This is a genomic window from Bradyrhizobium sp. SZCCHNS3016 (assembly GCF_032484535.1).
Lineage (GTDB): Bacteria > Pseudomonadota > Alphaproteobacteria > Rhizobiales > Xanthobacteraceae > Bradyrhizobium.
Genome location: NZ_JAUETE010000008.1, coordinates 267348 through 282956, shown reverse-complemented (window position 1 = coordinate 282956; position 15609 = coordinate 267348). Strand labels below are relative to the sequence as shown.

Annotated in this window: 19 protein-coding genes; 9 read left to right on the top strand and 10 right to left on the bottom strand. The window is 67.5% G+C overall.

Annotated features, from left to right (window positions below):
* Nucleotides 1-233: 233 nt before the first annotated feature.
* The 5 genes from QW881_RS17695 to QW881_RS17675 all read right to left on the bottom strand — a co-directional run bounded on the left by QW881_RS17695 (nucleotide 234) and on the right by QW881_RS17675 (nucleotide 4065).
* Nucleotides 234-359 (bottom strand): hypothetical protein, encoded by a 126-nt coding sequence (locus QW881_RS17695; RefSeq protein WP_315737852.1) that lies wholly within the window; start codon nucleotides 357-359, stop codon nucleotides 234-236.
* Between the two features lie 172 nt (nucleotides 360-531).
* Nucleotides 532-1110, bottom strand: a complete 579-nt coding sequence (locus QW881_RS17690) for a hemerythrin domain-containing protein (protein WP_315755543.1) — start codon at nucleotides 1108-1110, stop codon at nucleotides 532-534.
* 140 nt (nucleotides 1111-1250) lie between these two features.
* Nucleotides 1251-2480 carry a 5-aminolevulinate synthase gene (gene hemA, locus QW881_RS17685; RefSeq protein WP_315755544.1) on the bottom strand — a complete coding sequence of 410 codons (1230 nt, stop codon included), beginning with the start codon at nucleotides 2478-2480 and terminating at the stop codon, nucleotides 1251-1253.
* Between the two features lie 185 nt (nucleotides 2481-2665).
* The gene (locus QW881_RS17680; protein ID WP_315755545.1) at nucleotides 2666-3814 is read right to left on the bottom strand and encodes a PLP-dependent cysteine synthase family protein; all 1149 of its coding nucleotides are present in this window, start codon (nucleotides 3812-3814) and stop codon (nucleotides 2666-2668) included.
* On the bottom strand, nucleotides 3811-4065 hold the full coding sequence (locus QW881_RS17675) for a hypothetical protein (RefSeq protein ID WP_316158539.1): 255 nt from the start codon (nucleotides 4063-4065) through the stop codon (nucleotides 3811-3813). Before QW881_RS17675 ends, QW881_RS17680 begins: the two co-directional genes overlap by 4 nt.
* Before the next feature lie 74 nt (nucleotides 4066-4139).
* Here QW881_RS17675 and QW881_RS17670 point away from each other — a divergent pair, with 74 nt between their 5' ends.
* The 4 genes from QW881_RS17670 to QW881_RS17655 all read left to right on the top strand — a co-directional run bounded on the left by QW881_RS17670 (nucleotide 4140) and on the right by QW881_RS17655 (nucleotide 7654).
* Nucleotides 4140-4379 carry a hypothetical protein gene (locus tag QW881_RS17670; protein WP_315755547.1) on the top strand — a complete coding sequence of 80 codons (240 nt, stop codon included), beginning with the start codon at nucleotides 4140-4142 and terminating at the stop codon, nucleotides 4377-4379.
* 211 nt (nucleotides 4380-4590) lie between these two features.
* Complete coding sequence (locus QW881_RS17665) at nucleotides 4591-5619, top strand: PrsW family intramembrane metalloprotease (RefSeq protein WP_315755548.1); 1029 nt, start codon at nucleotides 4591-4593, stop codon at nucleotides 5617-5619.
* Nucleotides 5620-5748: 129 nt separating this feature from the next.
* Nucleotides 5749-6336: an HdeD family acid-resistance protein gene (locus QW881_RS17660; RefSeq protein WP_315737847.1), complete on the top strand. Its 588-nt coding sequence runs from the start codon at nucleotides 5749-5751 to the stop codon at nucleotides 6334-6336.
* Nucleotides 6337-6565: 229 nt separating this feature from the next.
* Nucleotides 6566-7654, top strand: coding sequence for a 3-deoxy-7-phosphoheptulonate synthase (locus QW881_RS17655; protein ID WP_315755549.1), 1089 nt, complete (start codon nucleotides 6566-6568; stop codon nucleotides 7652-7654).
* 48 nt (nucleotides 7655-7702) lie between these two features.
* Here the strand turns inward: QW881_RS17655 and QW881_RS17650 are convergent, their stop codons facing one another.
* The 3 genes from QW881_RS17650 to epmA are packed head-to-tail and all read right to left on the bottom strand — an operon-like array spanning nucleotide 7703 to nucleotide 10137.
* Nucleotides 7703-7960 carry a hypothetical protein gene (locus QW881_RS17650; protein WP_315737845.1) on the bottom strand — a complete coding sequence of 86 codons (258 nt, stop codon included), beginning with the start codon at nucleotides 7958-7960 and terminating at the stop codon, nucleotides 7703-7705.
* Between the two features lie 36 nt (nucleotides 7961-7996).
* Nucleotides 7997-9091, bottom strand: coding sequence for a lysine-2,3-aminomutase-like protein (locus QW881_RS17645; protein WP_315755550.1), 1095 nt, complete (start codon nucleotides 9089-9091; stop codon nucleotides 7997-7999).
* A complete protein-coding gene (epmA, locus tag QW881_RS17640; RefSeq protein ID WP_315755551.1) occupies nucleotides 9088-10137 on the bottom strand; it encodes an EF-P lysine aminoacylase EpmA in 1050 nt (349 codons plus the stop codon). Before epmA ends, QW881_RS17645 begins: the two co-directional genes overlap by 4 nt.
* 138 nt (nucleotides 10138-10275) lie before the next feature.
* On the opposite strand from epmA, the gene efp reads away from it, so the two are divergent.
* The 3 genes from efp (at nucleotide 10276) to QW881_RS17625 (ending at nucleotide 12818) form a co-directional block, all read left to right on the top strand.
* Nucleotides 10276-10842 carry an elongation factor P gene (gene efp, locus QW881_RS17635; RefSeq protein ID WP_315712097.1) on the top strand — a complete coding sequence of 189 codons (567 nt, stop codon included), beginning with the start codon at nucleotides 10276-10278 and terminating at the stop codon, nucleotides 10840-10842.
* A 39-nt stretch (nucleotides 10843-10881) separates the two neighbouring features.
* Nucleotides 10882-12492, top strand: a complete 1611-nt coding sequence (locus QW881_RS17630; protein WP_315755552.1) for a M23 family peptidase — start codon at nucleotides 10882-10884, stop codon at nucleotides 12490-12492.
* A 62-nt stretch (nucleotides 12493-12554) separates the two neighbouring features.
* Nucleotides 12555-12818 carry a hypothetical protein gene (locus QW881_RS17625; protein WP_315755554.1) on the top strand — a complete coding sequence of 88 codons (264 nt, stop codon included), beginning with the start codon at nucleotides 12555-12557 and terminating at the stop codon, nucleotides 12816-12818.
* 95 nt (nucleotides 12819-12913) lie between these two features.
* On the opposite strand, the gene QW881_RS17620 is transcribed toward QW881_RS17625, so the two are convergent.
* Nucleotides 12914-13096 (bottom strand): hypothetical protein, encoded by a 183-nt coding sequence (locus tag QW881_RS17620; RefSeq protein ID WP_315712101.1) that lies wholly within the window; start codon nucleotides 13094-13096, stop codon nucleotides 12914-12916.
* A 59-nt stretch (nucleotides 13097-13155) separates the two neighbouring features.
* Entirely contained in the window at nucleotides 13156-13626 is a 471-nt protein-coding gene (locus QW881_RS17615) for a carboxymuconolactone decarboxylase family protein (RefSeq protein WP_315826897.1), read from the bottom strand.
* Between the two features lie 54 nt (nucleotides 13627-13680).
* Here QW881_RS17615 and QW881_RS17610 point away from each other — a divergent pair, with 54 nt between their 5' ends.
* Both QW881_RS17610 and QW881_RS17605 read left to right on the top strand, forming a co-directional pair.
* Nucleotides 13681-14226: a MarR family winged helix-turn-helix transcriptional regulator gene (locus tag QW881_RS17610; RefSeq protein WP_315755556.1), complete on the top strand. Its 546-nt coding sequence runs from the start codon at nucleotides 13681-13683 to the stop codon at nucleotides 14224-14226.
* A gap of 58 nt (nucleotides 14227-14284) precedes the next feature.
* Nucleotides 14285-15517, top strand: coding sequence for a lytic murein transglycosylase (locus QW881_RS17605; protein WP_315755557.1), 1233 nt, complete (start codon nucleotides 14285-14287; stop codon nucleotides 15515-15517).
* Nucleotides 15518-15609 lie beyond the last annotated feature (92 nt).

The window sequence follows — 15609 nt, the reverse complement described above, 5'->3', positions numbered from 1 at the left end:
GGCCGACGGGCGTTACGCCGCCGGCCTCTTGTCGCGACTGCCGGCTCCGGCCGTCCGGTTCCGTCGCATTCCTGGGGAGTATGCGAACAGGGTCGCGCGATCTGGTTAATGACAGGTTAACGCACGTATACTGGAATAACCACGATCCTGAACTCTACAACCATGATCCCGGGTTTGCGTTCCGGCCATGAAGCAGCGCGAGAACCATCGAGCGGCGAGATCTGACAAGACCGTCAGCTCAGTTGCAAGGTGCGCTTCGTCTCACGGCGCAGCGCCTGCTCCTGGCAGCCCGACAGCCGGACGAGCTCCTGGGGATACATGTCGTAGCCGTGGCTGCCAAAGGCACTCTGCTGCGCCATCGGGACCTGCGCAGGCGTCCGGGCCGCATCTGCCCCTCCCCCTGCATTCGACGAACCTCGGACCGGATCGAGCCCAGTGTTCAAAGCGGCCATAGCCAGCTCCGCGAAAGAGTGCCTGCCCCGACTGGAACTATAGTCCACCAGCCACGGGGCGCAATTGGGCAAAACGCCATCAGCCGGCGGTGGCGCGCGCCTGCTCCGCCTCCTGTTCCCAGCGCAGGATGGTCCGCTCGAGATTGTGGAACTTCTCGGCGACATCGCCGTCGAACAGCGGGTCCTTTCGGTCGGACATGCGGGCATCGATGTCGGCCCAGTCCTCCGCGCTCAGGATGCGCAGCGCCGCGGGAAACAGCAGGGTCTCCTCCTTGCGCAGATGCTCGCGCTGGCTGTCGATGAACTGGTGCACGGCGGCATGAAAGCTTTCGCGCAGGATCTCCTGGTCCGACAGCACCGCGTTCACGGCGTCGGCAAAGCCGCGCAGCCGCTGCGCCTCGGTCTCGTGCTCGTCGTCGACGTCGCCATAGGCTGCGGCCGCAGCAGGGTCGCGCTCGCGCAGCTTGTCGAAGATCATCTCCTCCTTGGGATGATGACAGCGCTGCGGATAGTCCTCGAAATAGGCGATGATGCTTTGCAGGATGTCGTAGTCCGGCCGCCGATTGTGATCGAACAGCTCCAATTCGTGCTCGAGCACCGACAGAAGCTTCTCGAGATTCTCGTGCTCCTGCAGCAGCGCTTCGATGATCCTAGCCATGGCCGCCCTCGCCTGTGCGCCGGCCGGGCCCTGCCGAACCGGCATTTTCCCTGAACGCAGGAGACTACGCCCGCGCGAGCGCGGGCGGCATTGCGGCAGATCAAACTGACTGGCCGATGTGACAGGTCAGCGGGACGGGCTCACTCCGCGGCCAGCGCCTGCGGCGCCCGCGCAAGGCCGAGCCGGTCCCAGACGTCGACCAGCGCCTCAGCCAGGGCGTCGATCAGGCCGTCATCATGGTAGGGCGATGGCGTGATCCGCAGCCGCTCCAGGCCGCGCGGCACGGTCGGATAGTTGATCGGCTGGATGTAGATGCCGTGCTCGGACAAGAGCAGGTCGGACGCCGTCTTGCACTTCTCGGGATCGCCGACATGCACCGGCACGATGTGGGTGTCGGACGGCATGACCGGCAGCCCGGAGGCGTTCAGCACGGCCTTGAGTCGGGCCGCCCGATCCTGGTGCCGGTCACGCTCCCACTGCGAGGTCTTGAGGTGGCGGATCGCGGCGGTCGCGGCGGCGCAGACCGGCGGCGGCAAGGCGGTGGTGAAGATGAAGCCCGGCGCATAGGAGCGGACGGCATCGATCAGATTGGCATTGGCAGCGATGTAGCCACCGAGGCAGCCATAGGCCTTGGCGAGCGTGCCTTCGAGGATGTCGATGCGGGCCATCGCGCCGTCGCGCTCGGCGATACCGCCGCCGCGCGGGCCGTACATGCCGACCGCATGGACCTCGTCGACGTAAGTAAGCGCGCCATAACGCTCGGCGAGATCGCAGATCCGGTGCAGGGGCGCGACATCCCCATCCATCGAATACAGGCTCTCGCAGACGATCAGCTTGGGCCGGTCGGGATCGGCCGCCCGCAGCAGCTCCTCGAGATGGGCGAGGTCGTTATGCCGCCAGACCTGCTTCTCGCTCCCGGCCTTGCGGACGCCCTCGATCATCGAATTGTGGTTGAGCGCGTCCGACAGCAGCAGGCAGTTCGGCAGCAGTTTTGCGATGGTCGAGATGCCGGTCTCGTTGGAGACGTAGCCCGAGGTGAACACCAGCGCCGCTTCCTTGCCGTGGAGATCGGCAAGCTCGCGCTCGAGCTCGATCAGCGGATGGTTGGTGCCGGCGATGTTGCGGGTGCCGCCGGCGCCGGTGCCCATGCGCGCGGCGACATCGACCATGGCGCCGATCACCTTCGGATGCTGGCCCATGCCGAGATAGTCATTGGAGCACCAGATCACGACGTCCTTCGGCCCCTCCGGCGAATGCCAGATTGCGCGGGGGAAACGGCCGGCGAGGCGCTCCAGATCGGCAAAGACGCGATAGCGCCGTTCCTGGTGCAACTGTTCGAGGGCACGGTCGAAATAGCTGTCGTAGTTCATCACCTGATCCGTCCTTCCCCTGCCCGCGTCCCGAACCTGCGTTCCGGCGCGCCCTTGGAGGTTCCTGTTCGGGGTGGGACCAAAGCGCAATCCGGCGCGTCCTTCGTTGATCCAGATCAGGGATCGCGCACGATGCCGGGCATCCGGATGCCGCTCGCCGCGGTCCGCGACGCCCCCGGAGGCGTTCAGGCGCGCAGCGGGTTCTCCGCATCGGCAACCTCGAGCCGCAGCGGCGCACCGGTGTCGAGGAAGGCAGACAGAGCTGCCTCGTACGGCGCGGGGTCGAGACCGCGCGCGGAGAGCCATTGCGGCTCGTAATAGGTTTGGCGATAGCGCTCCCCGGAATCGCAGATCAGCGTGACCAGTGAGCCGCTCTGTCCATCCTGCCGCATCTCGGCCGCCAGCCGGCACAGCGCCAGGAAATTGGTCCCGGTCGAGCCGCCGACCGGCCGGCGCAGCCGCCGCGTTAGCACGTTCATCGCCGCGACGGAGGCGGCATCCGGCACCTTCATCATGCGATCGACGACCCCCGGCACGAAGGATGGCTCGCAGCGCGGACGGCCGACGCCCTCGATCAGCGACGGCCGTTCGCACGTCCGGGCGCTGTCGCCGTTGCAGAAGGCGTCAAAGAACGCGGAATGCTCGACATCGGCGACGCACAGCCGCGTCGGGTGGCGGCGGTAGCGCAGATAGCGGCCGATCGTCGCCGACGTGCCGCCGGTGCCCGCGCCCATCACGATCCATTCCGGCAGCGGGCAGCGCTCGCCCTGCAGCTGGTTGAAGATCGACTCGGCGATGTTGTTGTTGCCGCGCCAATCGGTGGCACGTTCGGCGAACGTGAACTGGTCCATGTAATGGCCGCCGAGCCGGCTCGCGAGCGCAGCCGCCTCGGCATAGAGAAACCGGCCGTCATCGATGAGATGGCAGTTGCCGCCGTAATGCGTGATCGCGGCGATCTTCTCCGCCGAGGTGGTGCGCGGCATTACCGCGTAGAACGGCACGCCGATCATCTGCGCGAAATAGGCTTCCGATACCGCTGTCGACCCGGAGGAGGCCTCGACCACGGGCGTGCCTTCGCGGATGTGGCCGTTGCACAACGCATAGAGAAACAGCGATCGGGCCAGCCGATGCTTGAGGCTCCCGGTCGGATGGGTCGACTCGTCCTTCAGGTAGATGTCGATGCCGGCGAGCGCGGGCACGATCAGCCGGATCAAGTGCGTGTCGGCGGTCCGGCACTGGTCGGCCTCGATGGCCGCCACGGCGTCGTCGACCCAGCCACGGCGATAGCGTGGACCACGGGCTCTGTCGGAAGCTGACCAAGGCGGCGAATTCATCGCGGCAACCGACCATGATCCCTTCGCCACATCAAGCCCGCCCGGCCGCCCATGCCGAGCAAGCTGGGGGCAAATAGCGGTTCGGCGCCAGCCGCCGAGCCTTGGCGCCGCAACGGAGCGAACAGCTTCGCATTTGCACCAGCGAAAAACGCTCGCATCGCTTGCAATTCATGGAATGCACGCGTGAATTTCGGAAGAATCTTTTGAATGACGGCGGGAATGGTCAAATATTTGCACGCTTTTGCGACCAAGCTGGGCATCATCGAACGGCACGACCGAGTCGAGCCTGCATCACGGGCGACCCACGCCTGCTCCGAGGGGCACCATGAGAGTTCTGTCGATTGTTCTGGTTGCGTGCGCGATCAGTCAGGCCGCTTTCGCTGAAGGTCTGGAATGCCGGCGTGTGGCCGACCCGACGCCGCGCTTGAGCTGCGTGGAAACGCCGACGACCGCCCAGGCGCCAACCACCTCCCGCACCGACGCCTGGACCCCGGTCGAGCCGCGCCAGGAGGCCCCGGTGCGCGGCGGCGAGGCGACGGCGCCGAGAGCCTCCCGGCCCCGTTGAGGCCAGCCGGGCGGCAGCCGACGGCGGCTGCACTCGGCCCTGCGGCGGTCTCTTCCCAATCGAGCGCCAGGGCGCGGTTCTTTCCCTTGAAGGGCGGCTCATTCTGCCGACATGTAGATCTTGCCGTGCGGCCACGGACCGATGTCAAATCCACCCCCGCGCGGGCGGTGGAGGGCCGGTTCGGCCCCGCCGCATTGGATGATCGGAGACCATGGCTTACTTGCCATCGCAAATGAACCTGCTCGAAGCCCTCGCTACCGTGATCGGCACCGCGGCGATCGCTCCCGCGCTGCTGATCCTCTGGCTGGTGGTCGCCGCCGGTGACAATTCAGGCCCCCCGCTCAAGATCTGGACCGCCTTCCTGCTCGGGGCAGCCAGCGTGCTGCTGCTCGGCATTGTCAGGATCCCGTTCCAGCATGTCGGGCTGGCGCTGGAGAATCCCTGGATCGCGCAAGCGATCCGGGCTCTGTTCGGCGTCGCCTTGCCGGAAGAGCTCGCCAAGGTCGCGGTGATCGCCGCGCTATGGTCGCGGCGCCGGCAGGTCGGCAACGCCATGGACACGGTGTTCTATGGCGCGGCCGTAGGCCTCGGCTTTGCTGCCTATGAAAATCTCGCTTACCTCGTCCAGCATGCCGAGATGTGGCGCTCGCTCGCGGTGCTGCGCAGCGTGCTCACCGTGCCGTTTCATGGCGCGCTCGGCATCATTGCCGGTGCCTATCTCGCGATCGCCCGCACCAGTACGGCGCTTGGCGCCAACCGCCACAATCGCGAAGGGGCGCGGCTGTCGAGCTGGGCGCTGGTGCTGGCCGCTCCCGTGATGCTGCATGCGGCCTTCGACTATCCATTGCTGTTGCTGCAGCGGGCGTCGACTCTCGACACCGCCGCGCGCCTCTGGCTCGGCGGCGCCAGCGTGCTGATCGGGTTCTCCTCGATCGGCCTGGCCGTTCGACTGGTGCGCCGGGTCGCCCATCACCACACGCCCCGCACCGAGGTGGCGCGAGCAAGACTGAGCCAGCTGCGCAGGATGTGGGCGCTGCTGCTGCTCGGCGGCGCCGCCGGCTTCGTCGGGCTTGGATTCGTGCTGACCTCGATTCGGCATTGGCTACTCAACCCCGACCGCAACGTCGCCGGCGTTCTGGTTCCGCTGGGCCTCACCGCGATCATCGTCGGGATGGCCCTTCTGATTGTCACGACGACGATCTATGTTTTCGGCCGCAACCGGATGCGGACGACGGCATAATCCCGGCCCCGCCGCGCCATCAGAGCAACGAAACGCGCATCACGCGCTTGTCCCGGCCGTCGTTCCTCACCATCTGCGTGGGAAGGCGGACGCGGCATCCAGCCCGTGACCTTGCCCGGAGTGACGATCATGACCCTTCCGCAGGATACGATTCCGCCCGAGCTCGAGCGCATGAGGTCGCAAATGGGCGCAGCCGTGCGCACGCATTGGAAGGCCTTCCTGATCGAGGGCATCCTGCTCGCCGTACTTGGCCTGCTTGCGATGATCCTCACCCCGCTGGCAAGCCTTGCGGTCACGATCTTCCTCGGCTGGATGTTCCTGATCTCGGGCATCACGGGGCTCGCGCTCACCTTCTGGGCCCGCGGCATGCCGGGCTTCTGGTGGTCGCTGTTGTCGGCGGTTCTCGCCATCATCGCCGGAATCATTCTGGTGGCGCAGCCGGTCCAGGGGACGGTGACGCTGACCATCGTGATCGGCGTCTATTTTCTCGCCGAGGGCGTCGCCACCATCATGTATGCGCTGGAGCACCGCCGCGAGCTGTCCGGGCGCTGGTCGTGGCTGGCAATCTCGGGCGTGGTCGACATCGCGATCGCCGGCATCATCATTTCCGGGCTGCCGGGCACAGCGTTGTGGGCGATCGGTCTGCTGGTCGGCATCAACCTGCTGTTCGGCGGGCTGTCTATGATCGGCATGGCGCTCGCCGCGCGCAACGGCTGACGCCGGGGGCTCGATTTTCGGGATGACAAGCGGCCGCGCGGCCGCTATAGGATGGCCATGATCAACGCCGCCACCAGCTTCTATTGGTACTTTAGCTACGACAGCTCGCTGGCGGCGGGAGGATCGCGCTCAATCTGACACATTGCAGCAAGATATCCGAACGAGCCGCCAGAACCTGGCGGCTTTTTTGTTGCCGGCAGGTGCCCATCAAGACACCCAGGAGCCCGCCATGCTGAGCACCACAGACGATCTTCGTATCAAGGAAATCAAGGAATTGAGCCTGCCGGCGGAGGTGATGGGTGAAATCCCCCGCACCCTGACCGCGACCCGTGTGGTGATGGCGGCGCGCAACGCGATCCACGCCATCCTGACCGGCAGCGACGACCGCCTGCTGGTCATCGTCGGCCCCTGCTCTATCCACGATCCCGACGCGGCGATCGACTACGCCGGCCGCCTCGCCGCCTTGCGCGAGCGCCTCGCCGACCGCCTCGAAATCGTGATGCGGGTCTATTTCGAGAAGCCGCGCACCACCGTTGGCTGGAAAGGCCTGATCAACGATCCAGGCCTGGACAACAATTCCTTCGACATCAACAAGGGCCTGCGGCTCGCGCGCAGCGTGCTGTCCGCCGTCAACAATCTCGGCCTGCCGGCGGGATGCGAATTCCTCGACATGACGACGCCGCAATACATCGCGGACCTCGTGGCCTGGGCCGCGATCGGCGCGCGCACCACCGAGAGCCAGATCCACCGCGAGCTGGCCTCAGGCCTGTCGTGCCCGGTCGGCTTCAAGAACGGCACCGACGGCAACATCCGCATCGCCGCCGACGCGGTGAAATCGGCCGCTCATCCGCATCATTTCATGGCGGTGACCAAGGGCGGCCGCTCGGGCATCGCGGCGACCACCGGTAACGAGGACTGCCACATCATCCTGCGCGGCGGCAGCGGCCCCAACTACGACGCCGCCCATGTCGAGCAGGCCTCGGCCGAGCTGATCAAGTCCGGACTGCCGGCGCGGCTGATGATCGACACCAGCCACGCCAATTCGAGCAAGAAGCCGGAGAACCAGCCGCTGGTCGCCGCCGACGTCGGACGCCAGCTCGCCGCAGGCGAGCAGCGCATCATGGGCGTGATGATCGAGAGCCATCTCGTGGCGGGTCGGCAGGACGTGAAGCCGGGCGTGGCGTTGACCTACGGCCAGAGCATCACCGACGGCTGTATCGGCTGGGACACGACGGTGGAGGTGCTGGAGCAGCTCGCCGATGCCGTCGCCGCCCGGCGTGCGGCGCAGCGCAACTCCCCGCGTGAGCGCTCGGCGTAGCACTCACGACCGATGAGCGGCGCGCGTCGGGCGCGCCGCAGGTCGCGCTCAGCAGCCGCGGCAGATGCCCTTGATCTTGCGATCGAGCTCGCGGTCTTCCTTGGTCATGCCGCTGAATGAATTTTCTTCGGCCTGCTCGGCCTTGGGCAAATCGCTCGGGCGGACCTGGCGGTGACCGACCGGCGCCTGCGGCGGCATGCCGCTCTTCGATCCGGTGCCGGCGGAGGAGCCGCTGCCGCTCTGCGCCAGCGCGATGCCATCAGTCACGACCATCAGGAGCCCCATCGCGATCGCAAGTCTCTTCATGTTGCTCCTCCGTGTCAGCGGAATCGGCAGGACACTTCATCCCGCGGCGGGCGGATAGAGGTGCGCCTCGCCGCAATAGTCAATCACACGATAGCGCGTTTGCGCACCTGCCGCATGATCCTGCTCAACAGTTTCATCGGCAGTGAGGTATTGCGGCCCCACCGGCGCCTTGCCGTAGCCGCCGGGAATGTCGAGCACGTAGTCGGGCTGGCACAGGCCGGACACCCGGCCGCGCAGCGTTCGAATCAGGGCCTGACCTTGCGCCAGCGTGGTCCGCAGATGCGCCGTGCCCGGCGCTAGGTCGCCATGGTGCAGGTAATACGGCTTGATGCGAATCTCGACGAAGGCGCGCATCAGCGCCTCCAGGGTCGCCGCATCGTCATTGACGCCGCGCAGCAGCACCGACTGGCTGACCATGGGAATGCCGGCATCGATCAGCCGCGCGCAGGCTGCCTGAACCGCAGGGCTGAGCTCGCGCGGATGATTGGCGTGCAGCGCGACCCAGGTCGCGGCGCCCGGCACCTTCAGCGCCTCGACCAGCGCCGGCGTGATGCGCTGGGGATCGGCGACCGGCAAACGGGTGTGGATACGGACGATCCTGACGTGATCGATGCCGGCGAGATCGGCCATGATCTCCTTCAGCCGCCGCGGCGACAGCATCAGCGGATCGCCGCCGGTGAGGATCACCTCCCAGATCTCGTCATGTGCGCGGATGTAGTCCAGCGCCGCGCGATAGGCCTCCTCCGACAGCGCATTGTCCTTGCCGGGTCCGACCATCTCGCGGCGGAAACAGAAGCGGCAATACACTGCGCAGACATGCACGAGCTTGAGCAGCACGCGATCGGGATAGCGGTGCACGATGCCGGGCACCGGCGCATGCGCATCGTCGCCGATCGGATCGCCGCTCTCGCCGGGCGCGGCCTTCAGCTCGTCCACGCTGGGCACGAACTGGCGCGCGATCGGATCGTTCGGATCGTCAGCGTCGATCAGGTCGGCGAGATGCGTCGTCACCGCCACCGCATAGCGCTGCGCCACGCGCGCCAGCGCCGGCTGGTCCGCCGCGTCAGCCAATCCCTGCGCGACGAGATCCTCGGCGCTGCGCAATGTCGTCGGACGTTCGACCCTGTTCATCGCTCACCTGCCGGCGGCGTCCACACCACCTGGTCGATCCTCGTGGCGCCGGCCGCCAGCATCACCAGGCGGTCGAAGCCAAGCGCCACACCGCTCGCCTGCGGCATCGCGGCCACGGCGGCGAGGAAGTCCTCGTCGAGCGGATAGCGCTCGCCATAGCGCCGCTCCTTCTCGGCCATCTCCTGCTCGAAGCGGCGGCGCTGCTCGGCGGCGTCGGTGAGCTCGCCAAAGCCGTTGGCGAGCTCGACGCCGCAGGCGTAGACCTCGAACCGTTCGGCAACGCGCGGGTCCGCCGCCACCCGCGCCAGCGCGGCCTCCGGCGCCGGATATTCATATAGCACGGTGAGGCGTCCCTGCCCGAGATGCGGCTCGACATGCTCGACCAGCACCTTGCTGAACAGGTCCGACCAGGTGTCGTCGTCGCTGATCCGGATCTTGCCAGCGGCGGCCTGCGCCAGCGCCGCACGGTCGCCCGCGCCGTCGCGGATGGTCGCCAGCAGGTCGATGCCTGCATGGCGCTCGAACGCGCCGGCAACCGTCAGCATCTCGGGCTCTGCGAAGGGATCGGCGGTGCGGCCGCGAAAGGCGAACTGCCGGATTCCGGTCGCCTGGGCCGCGTGCGCGATCACCACGACCGTGTCGGCCATGATCGCATCGTAGGGTGCCTCCGCCCGATACCATTCCAGCATTGTGAATTCCGGCAGATGCAGGTCGCCGCGCTCGCGGTCGCGGAACACGCGGGCAAACTCGAAGATCAGCCGCTCGCCGGCCGCCAGCAGCTTCTTGCAGGCGAATTCCGGCGACGTTCGGAAATACCGCCGATGGCGGGTTCCGTCCGGCCTCGTCAGGTCGGTGCCCGGCGCGTGCAGATGGGTCTCGTTGCCCGGCGACACCTGCAGGATGCCGGTCTCGACCTCAATAAAGCCCTGCTCGTCGAACCAGGCCCGCAGCGCGCGGATGATGGCGGCCCGGGCGAGCAGGAACGGCCTGATGTCGGCGTGCCGCTGCGGCGACCACCAGGGCGAAGGCGCGGGCTCCCGGGACATCAGGGGATCGCCCGTTCCGGCCGCAAAAGACTGGCAACCCCGGACAAAATCAGTATGTTGCCGCCCGAAACCGCATTCCGCGTCGCGTGGCGCCCCGGCCCAGTCCGGCGCCCCTTTTTCAGTGTCAGGAAAACAGCTTTGAAAGTCATCGCCAGCTCTATTCGCAAGGGTAACGTCATTGAGCAAGATGGAAAGCTCTATGTCGTCGTCACCGCCGAGAACATCCATCCCGGCAAGGGCACTCCGGTCAGCCAGATCGAAATGCGCCGAATCAGCGACGGCGTGAAGATCTCCGAGCGCTTCAAGACCACCGACCAGGTCGAGAAGGCGACGATCGAGGAGCGCAACTTCACGTACCTTTACGAGGATGCCGACGGCTTCCACTTCATGAACCCGGAGACCTACGACCAGGTCCAGGTGCCGAAGGACGTGGTCGGCAACCAGGCCGCCTATCTCCAGGAGAACATGACGGTCAAGCTGTCGATGCACGACGTCGTCCCGGTGGCGATCACGCTGCCGCAGCGGGTCACGCTCGAGGTGGTCGAGACCGAGCCGGTCACCAAGGGCCAGACCGCGTCGTCGTCCTACAAGCCGGCGGTGCTCTCCAACGGCGTTCGCACCGGCGTGCCGGCGCACATCACGGTCGGCACCCGCATCGTCGTCATGACCGAGGACGGCTCCTACTGCGAGCGCGCCAAGGACTGAGGCATCTCGAGGATCTGACGCCGGGGGGCGTGGGGGGAATTGGGGGCACGGGTCACCATCATCGCCGCCGCCCTTGCGGCGGTCATCGCGCTGGCCGCGTCGCCAACGCGCGCGGCGGATGGTTTCACGACGCCCTCCGTCACCATCAATCGCGCCGACTGGCGCGCGGCGCTGGACCAGCTCCGCTCCGAGCTCAACGCGGCGCCCGAGGTCGCCGCCGACTTCGCGCCGGCGCGCCGGCGCAGCGTTTCGGCCGGTGATGCGCGGCGCAGGCCCGCGCTGGTCCAGCTCAACGGCGTAACCTCGACCATCTTCACGGGGATCGGACGCAGTCCGGTCCCCGTTTTGCTGCCGCTCGACACCACCGCCTATCTCGCCGCGCGCCGCAGCGCCGCCAGCGCGGCGCGCGGCCTGCCGCGCTATCAGGCCGACTTCCAGACCGACCTGTTCGATGCCGGCCCGTCCGGCTACGACGCGGTGTTCTCGCTGCCGCCGGAGGTGACCTCCGGCCTGCCGTCGCGCGTCTTCGCAAAACCGGTCGAGATCCAGATCACCGGCTCACTCCTCACCTACGATGTCGCCGATCCCGCCGGCGGCAAGGGCGAAGGCGTCAAGGCGCTGTCAGCGCAATATCCCGATCTGCGCCGCTTCATTCGCGAGGGCTATGTCCGCTACGCCTTCACGCGCTTCGGCGTGCCCTATGTGGTCTCGATCCAGTGCCTCGACAGCGCGCCGCGACCGCGGCGGCTCGCCTGCCGCGAGGCCTATCCCATCGCCGAGCGCTTCCTCAAGGCACTGCGCATCGCCGGCGGGCAGCCGTCGCGCATCCCGCCGGAGATCGCGCCGCTCGCCGTCGAGCGCCCGGTCACGCTGGATGCCGATTTCACCTATCGGCCCGTTGGCGACATCGTCGCCAACAGCGGCGGACGCGGCCAGAGCGGGCGGGCCGACCGCACCGTCTATTCGCAGATCCGCTACCCCCTTGATGCGCCGGCCTATGTGCATTCGCAGTCGTTCGGCCGCCGGCGCGCGAGCGACAAATTCGACCAGCCGTGGAGCCAGTATCCCTGGCGTGACAATTTCTGCGAGGCGCGCAGCTTCAACGTCGGCCAATGCGCCAGCGGCTTCGGCCATCAGGGCCAGGATCTCAGGCCGGGCGCCTGCCCGGTGCGCCGCGACGGCGCCGACGGCTGCAACCCGTGGCGGCAGCGCGTGCTCGCCGTGCGCGACGGCGTCGTGATCCGCTCGACCCGGCAGCAGGCCGTGACGGTGCAGGTCAACAGCGGTACCGAGCACGTCCGCTTTCGCTACATGCACATGAATCCCGCGGCGATGGATGCCGACGGCCTGCTCAATGGCCGCAGCCTCCGCGAGGGCGAGCCGATCGGCGTGGTCTCGAACTATCTCGACCATCCCAACGGCACCACGCGCCATCTGCATTTCGACGTCCAGTTATTCACGCGCGATGGCTGGATCTGGGTCAATCCCTACGTGACGCTGATTACAGCCTATGAGCGCCTGATCAGCGGCCGCGGCCGCGAGGTCGGGCTGGAGGAGATCGCCGCGTCGCCGCCGGCGACCACCGGGGCACTCGGATCGTCGCCGCTCGGACCTGCGGCCGACGCCGCCGCCGCGCGCGACCGGAACTGATCGCCGGCGGACCCGGAACCGGGGCCCACCGCTCCGGGTTGTCTGGCCACGGAGGATCGCAGATGATGACAGCCAACCCGCATCGCAGAGCCGGACCGGCGCTCGCTTCAGCCGCAATTGCGCTGCTCTGCGCGGGCGCGCTGACAATGCTGGTGCGCGACCGCTGGCATCCGCCGGAGATCAAGTCCGTCGAGGCGGCACGGCATTCGACGACCGGCCAGGTCGCCCGCGCCGCCGGCGCGCGCGTGATGCCGACCGACCCCAGCCTCGCGGTCGAGCCGAAGCCGGAAGGCCCCAAGCGGGCGCAGCCGGCGAATCCGTTTTGAGCGTGGGACGCGGGCTTATTAGTTCGAGCTGATTGCAAGCAGCATCTGTCTCCCGCAACTCTCAGCGAGATACGAGACGGGGAGACAGTCAACAGTCACGCCGACCACTTGTCCTCTTCGCGACGATGCTCCTCGGCATTGAGGCGGTCCGCAATCTCTTGCGCCATCGCCTCGTTCTTGGTCGTGGCGATCGGCTTGCCGTCCTGGCGCTGCACGCGCTCCTTGTCGGCTTCCAGCGGAAAATCCTCCGGCTTGAGCGGTTCGTCCGTCCCGGTCATGCGCGCCTCCTCTACCTCCCGCGCATAACCCGCCGGGCCGTGCTGCGGTTCCAGGCAACTCAGGAGGCCGCCCGCACGGGCCGCTCCGCCGGCGTCCAGCGGAACGCGACGCCATAGCGATTCCAGAGATTGATCACGCCGATCGCCGACGTCAGGAACACCAGCTCCGTTTCCGAGAATTCGGCCCGGGCCTGGGCATAGACCTCGTCGCTGACGCCGCCCTGCAGCGTGGTCAGCGCCTCGGTGAACGCCAGCGCCGCGCGCTCGCGAGCCGAGAATTGCGGCGCCTCGCGCCACACCACGACGAGATTGATCTTGTCGGCGGACACGCCGAGCTTCTCGGCCAGCAGCACGTGATGCTGTACGCAGAATGCGCAACCGTTGATCTGCGACGCCCTGATCTTGACGAGTTCGAGCAGCTGCTTGTCGAGGCCGGCCTTGGCCGCCTGCTGACTCACCGCAAGGATGGCATCGTACAGCTCCGGCGCCTGGCTCCGGAACGCGGTGTACTCGCTGCGCGCATGTGACATGGGCCTGTCTCTCGTGTTATCAGATATCTGATAACTTATCAGGGCTCTGATGATATGCGCAAGGCACCGGAATTGACGACCTCGCGAGCGTCACGAAAGGCAGCCCCCGCAAAGGCCGGCCCCGCGCATCGGCCGAAGACAGCGGCCCGCCCGCTATCGCCCGGCGAGGGCAAGCGCGGCGAGGACGGCTACCTCGCCTATTTGCTGCGCCAGGCACAGGCCGCGGCGCGGCTGTCGCTCGACCGCGCGCTCATCGCGACCGGACTAACCCATCCGCAATTCGTGGTGCTGACGATGCTCAAGGCCTATCCCGGGCTGTCCGGCGCCGACCTCGCCCGCGTCGCGCTGCTGACGCCGCAGACCGTCAACGTCATCATCGGCAATCTGGAACGCGACGGTGCCATCCAGAGAGCGCCGCATCCCGTGCACGGCCGGGCGCTGCAATGGACCCTGACCCGGCACGGCCTCGCTCTGCTCGCCAAGGCCCGGCGCCGCGCCACCGCGGTGGAGCGGCGACTCGCCGGCGACCTGAGCAAGCGGGACCTCGCGACCATCCGCCGTTGGCTGGCCCGCATCGCCGCCGAGCTCCACCAAGCGTGAAAGTTCCGCCCGTTCCGGGCTTTGCCGCCGGCCCGCATCAGCGGGTAGACTGCCCTCCATGACCCAGTCCGATTCACAGCCCGATACGATGACCCGCCGCGCCCTGCTCCGCTCCGGCATCGGTGCCGCCGCGCTGCTCGGCCCCGCCCTGCCGGCAGCGGCTGCCCCGGCCGAGTTCGAGGCCTGGCGCGACGGCTTTCGCGCTCGTGCGCTGGCCAAGGGCATCTCGCCGGCGACCTGGACCCGGGTCATGGCGCGGCTCGAGCCCGACATGACCGTGTTCAAGGAGATGCGCAACCAGCCGGAGTTCAAGGAGCAGCTCTGGCAGTACATCAACCGTCGCGTCTCCGACTGGCGCGTCATCAACGGCAAGATCGCGCTGCAGAAGAATGAGGCGCTGTTCGCGCGCATCGAGAAGGATTTCGGCGTCGAGCGCGGCACCCTGCTGGCGCTGTGGGGCGTCGAGTCCGCGTTCGGCGATCCGCTGGTGCAGCAGAACCACATGCGCCCGGTGTTTCCGGCGCTCGCCGCGCTCGCCTGGAACGAGCCGCGCCGCAAGGCCTATTGGGAGACCGAGCTCACCAACGCGCTCAAGATCGTCGACCGAGGCTGGAGCACGCCTGAGGAGATGCGCGGCTCCTGGGCCGGCGCCATGGGCCACACGCAATGGATGCCCGAGGTCTGGCTCAACGTCGGCTTCGACTATGACGGCGACGGCAAGATCAACCCGTTCGGCAAACCCGACGACGCGCTCGGCTCGACCGCGCGCTATCTCGTCAACCGCGGCAAATATCATCGCGGCGAGCATTGGGGCTACGAGGTGCGCGCGCGCGGCAACATGTCGGGCAGCCGCAGCTACGCGGCCTGGCAGGCGGCGGGCGTCACCCGCGCCGACGGCCAGCCGTTCCCGCAGCCCAATGCCACCGCGCAGCTCTGGATCCCGGTCGCGGGCGGCCCCGCCTTTCTGCTCGGCCCGAACTTCTATTCGGTGAAGTCCTACAATCCGGCGATGAGCTACGCGCTCGCGATCTGCCATCTCGGCGACCGCATCCTGGGCGCCCCGCCGTTCCTGCAGCCCTTCCCCGGCTCCGAACGCGCGCTGACGCTTGCCGAGGTGCAGGAGATGCAGAAGCGCCTGACGGCCGCCGGCTTCGACACCGGCGGCACCGACGGCCGCGTCGGCAACGACACCATGAAAGCGATCCGCGACTTCCAGGCCAAGGCCGGAATCACCCCCGCCGACGGCTATGGCGGCTTGAAGGTGCTGGCGAAGCTCAGGCAGGGCGGCTAGCAGCGAAGAAATGTAGGGTTGGCAAAGGCGCGGCCGTGCTCTCTCCACCGGAGAGCTGGTAGTGGCGCCGTGCTTACCACCTCACCGCTGGC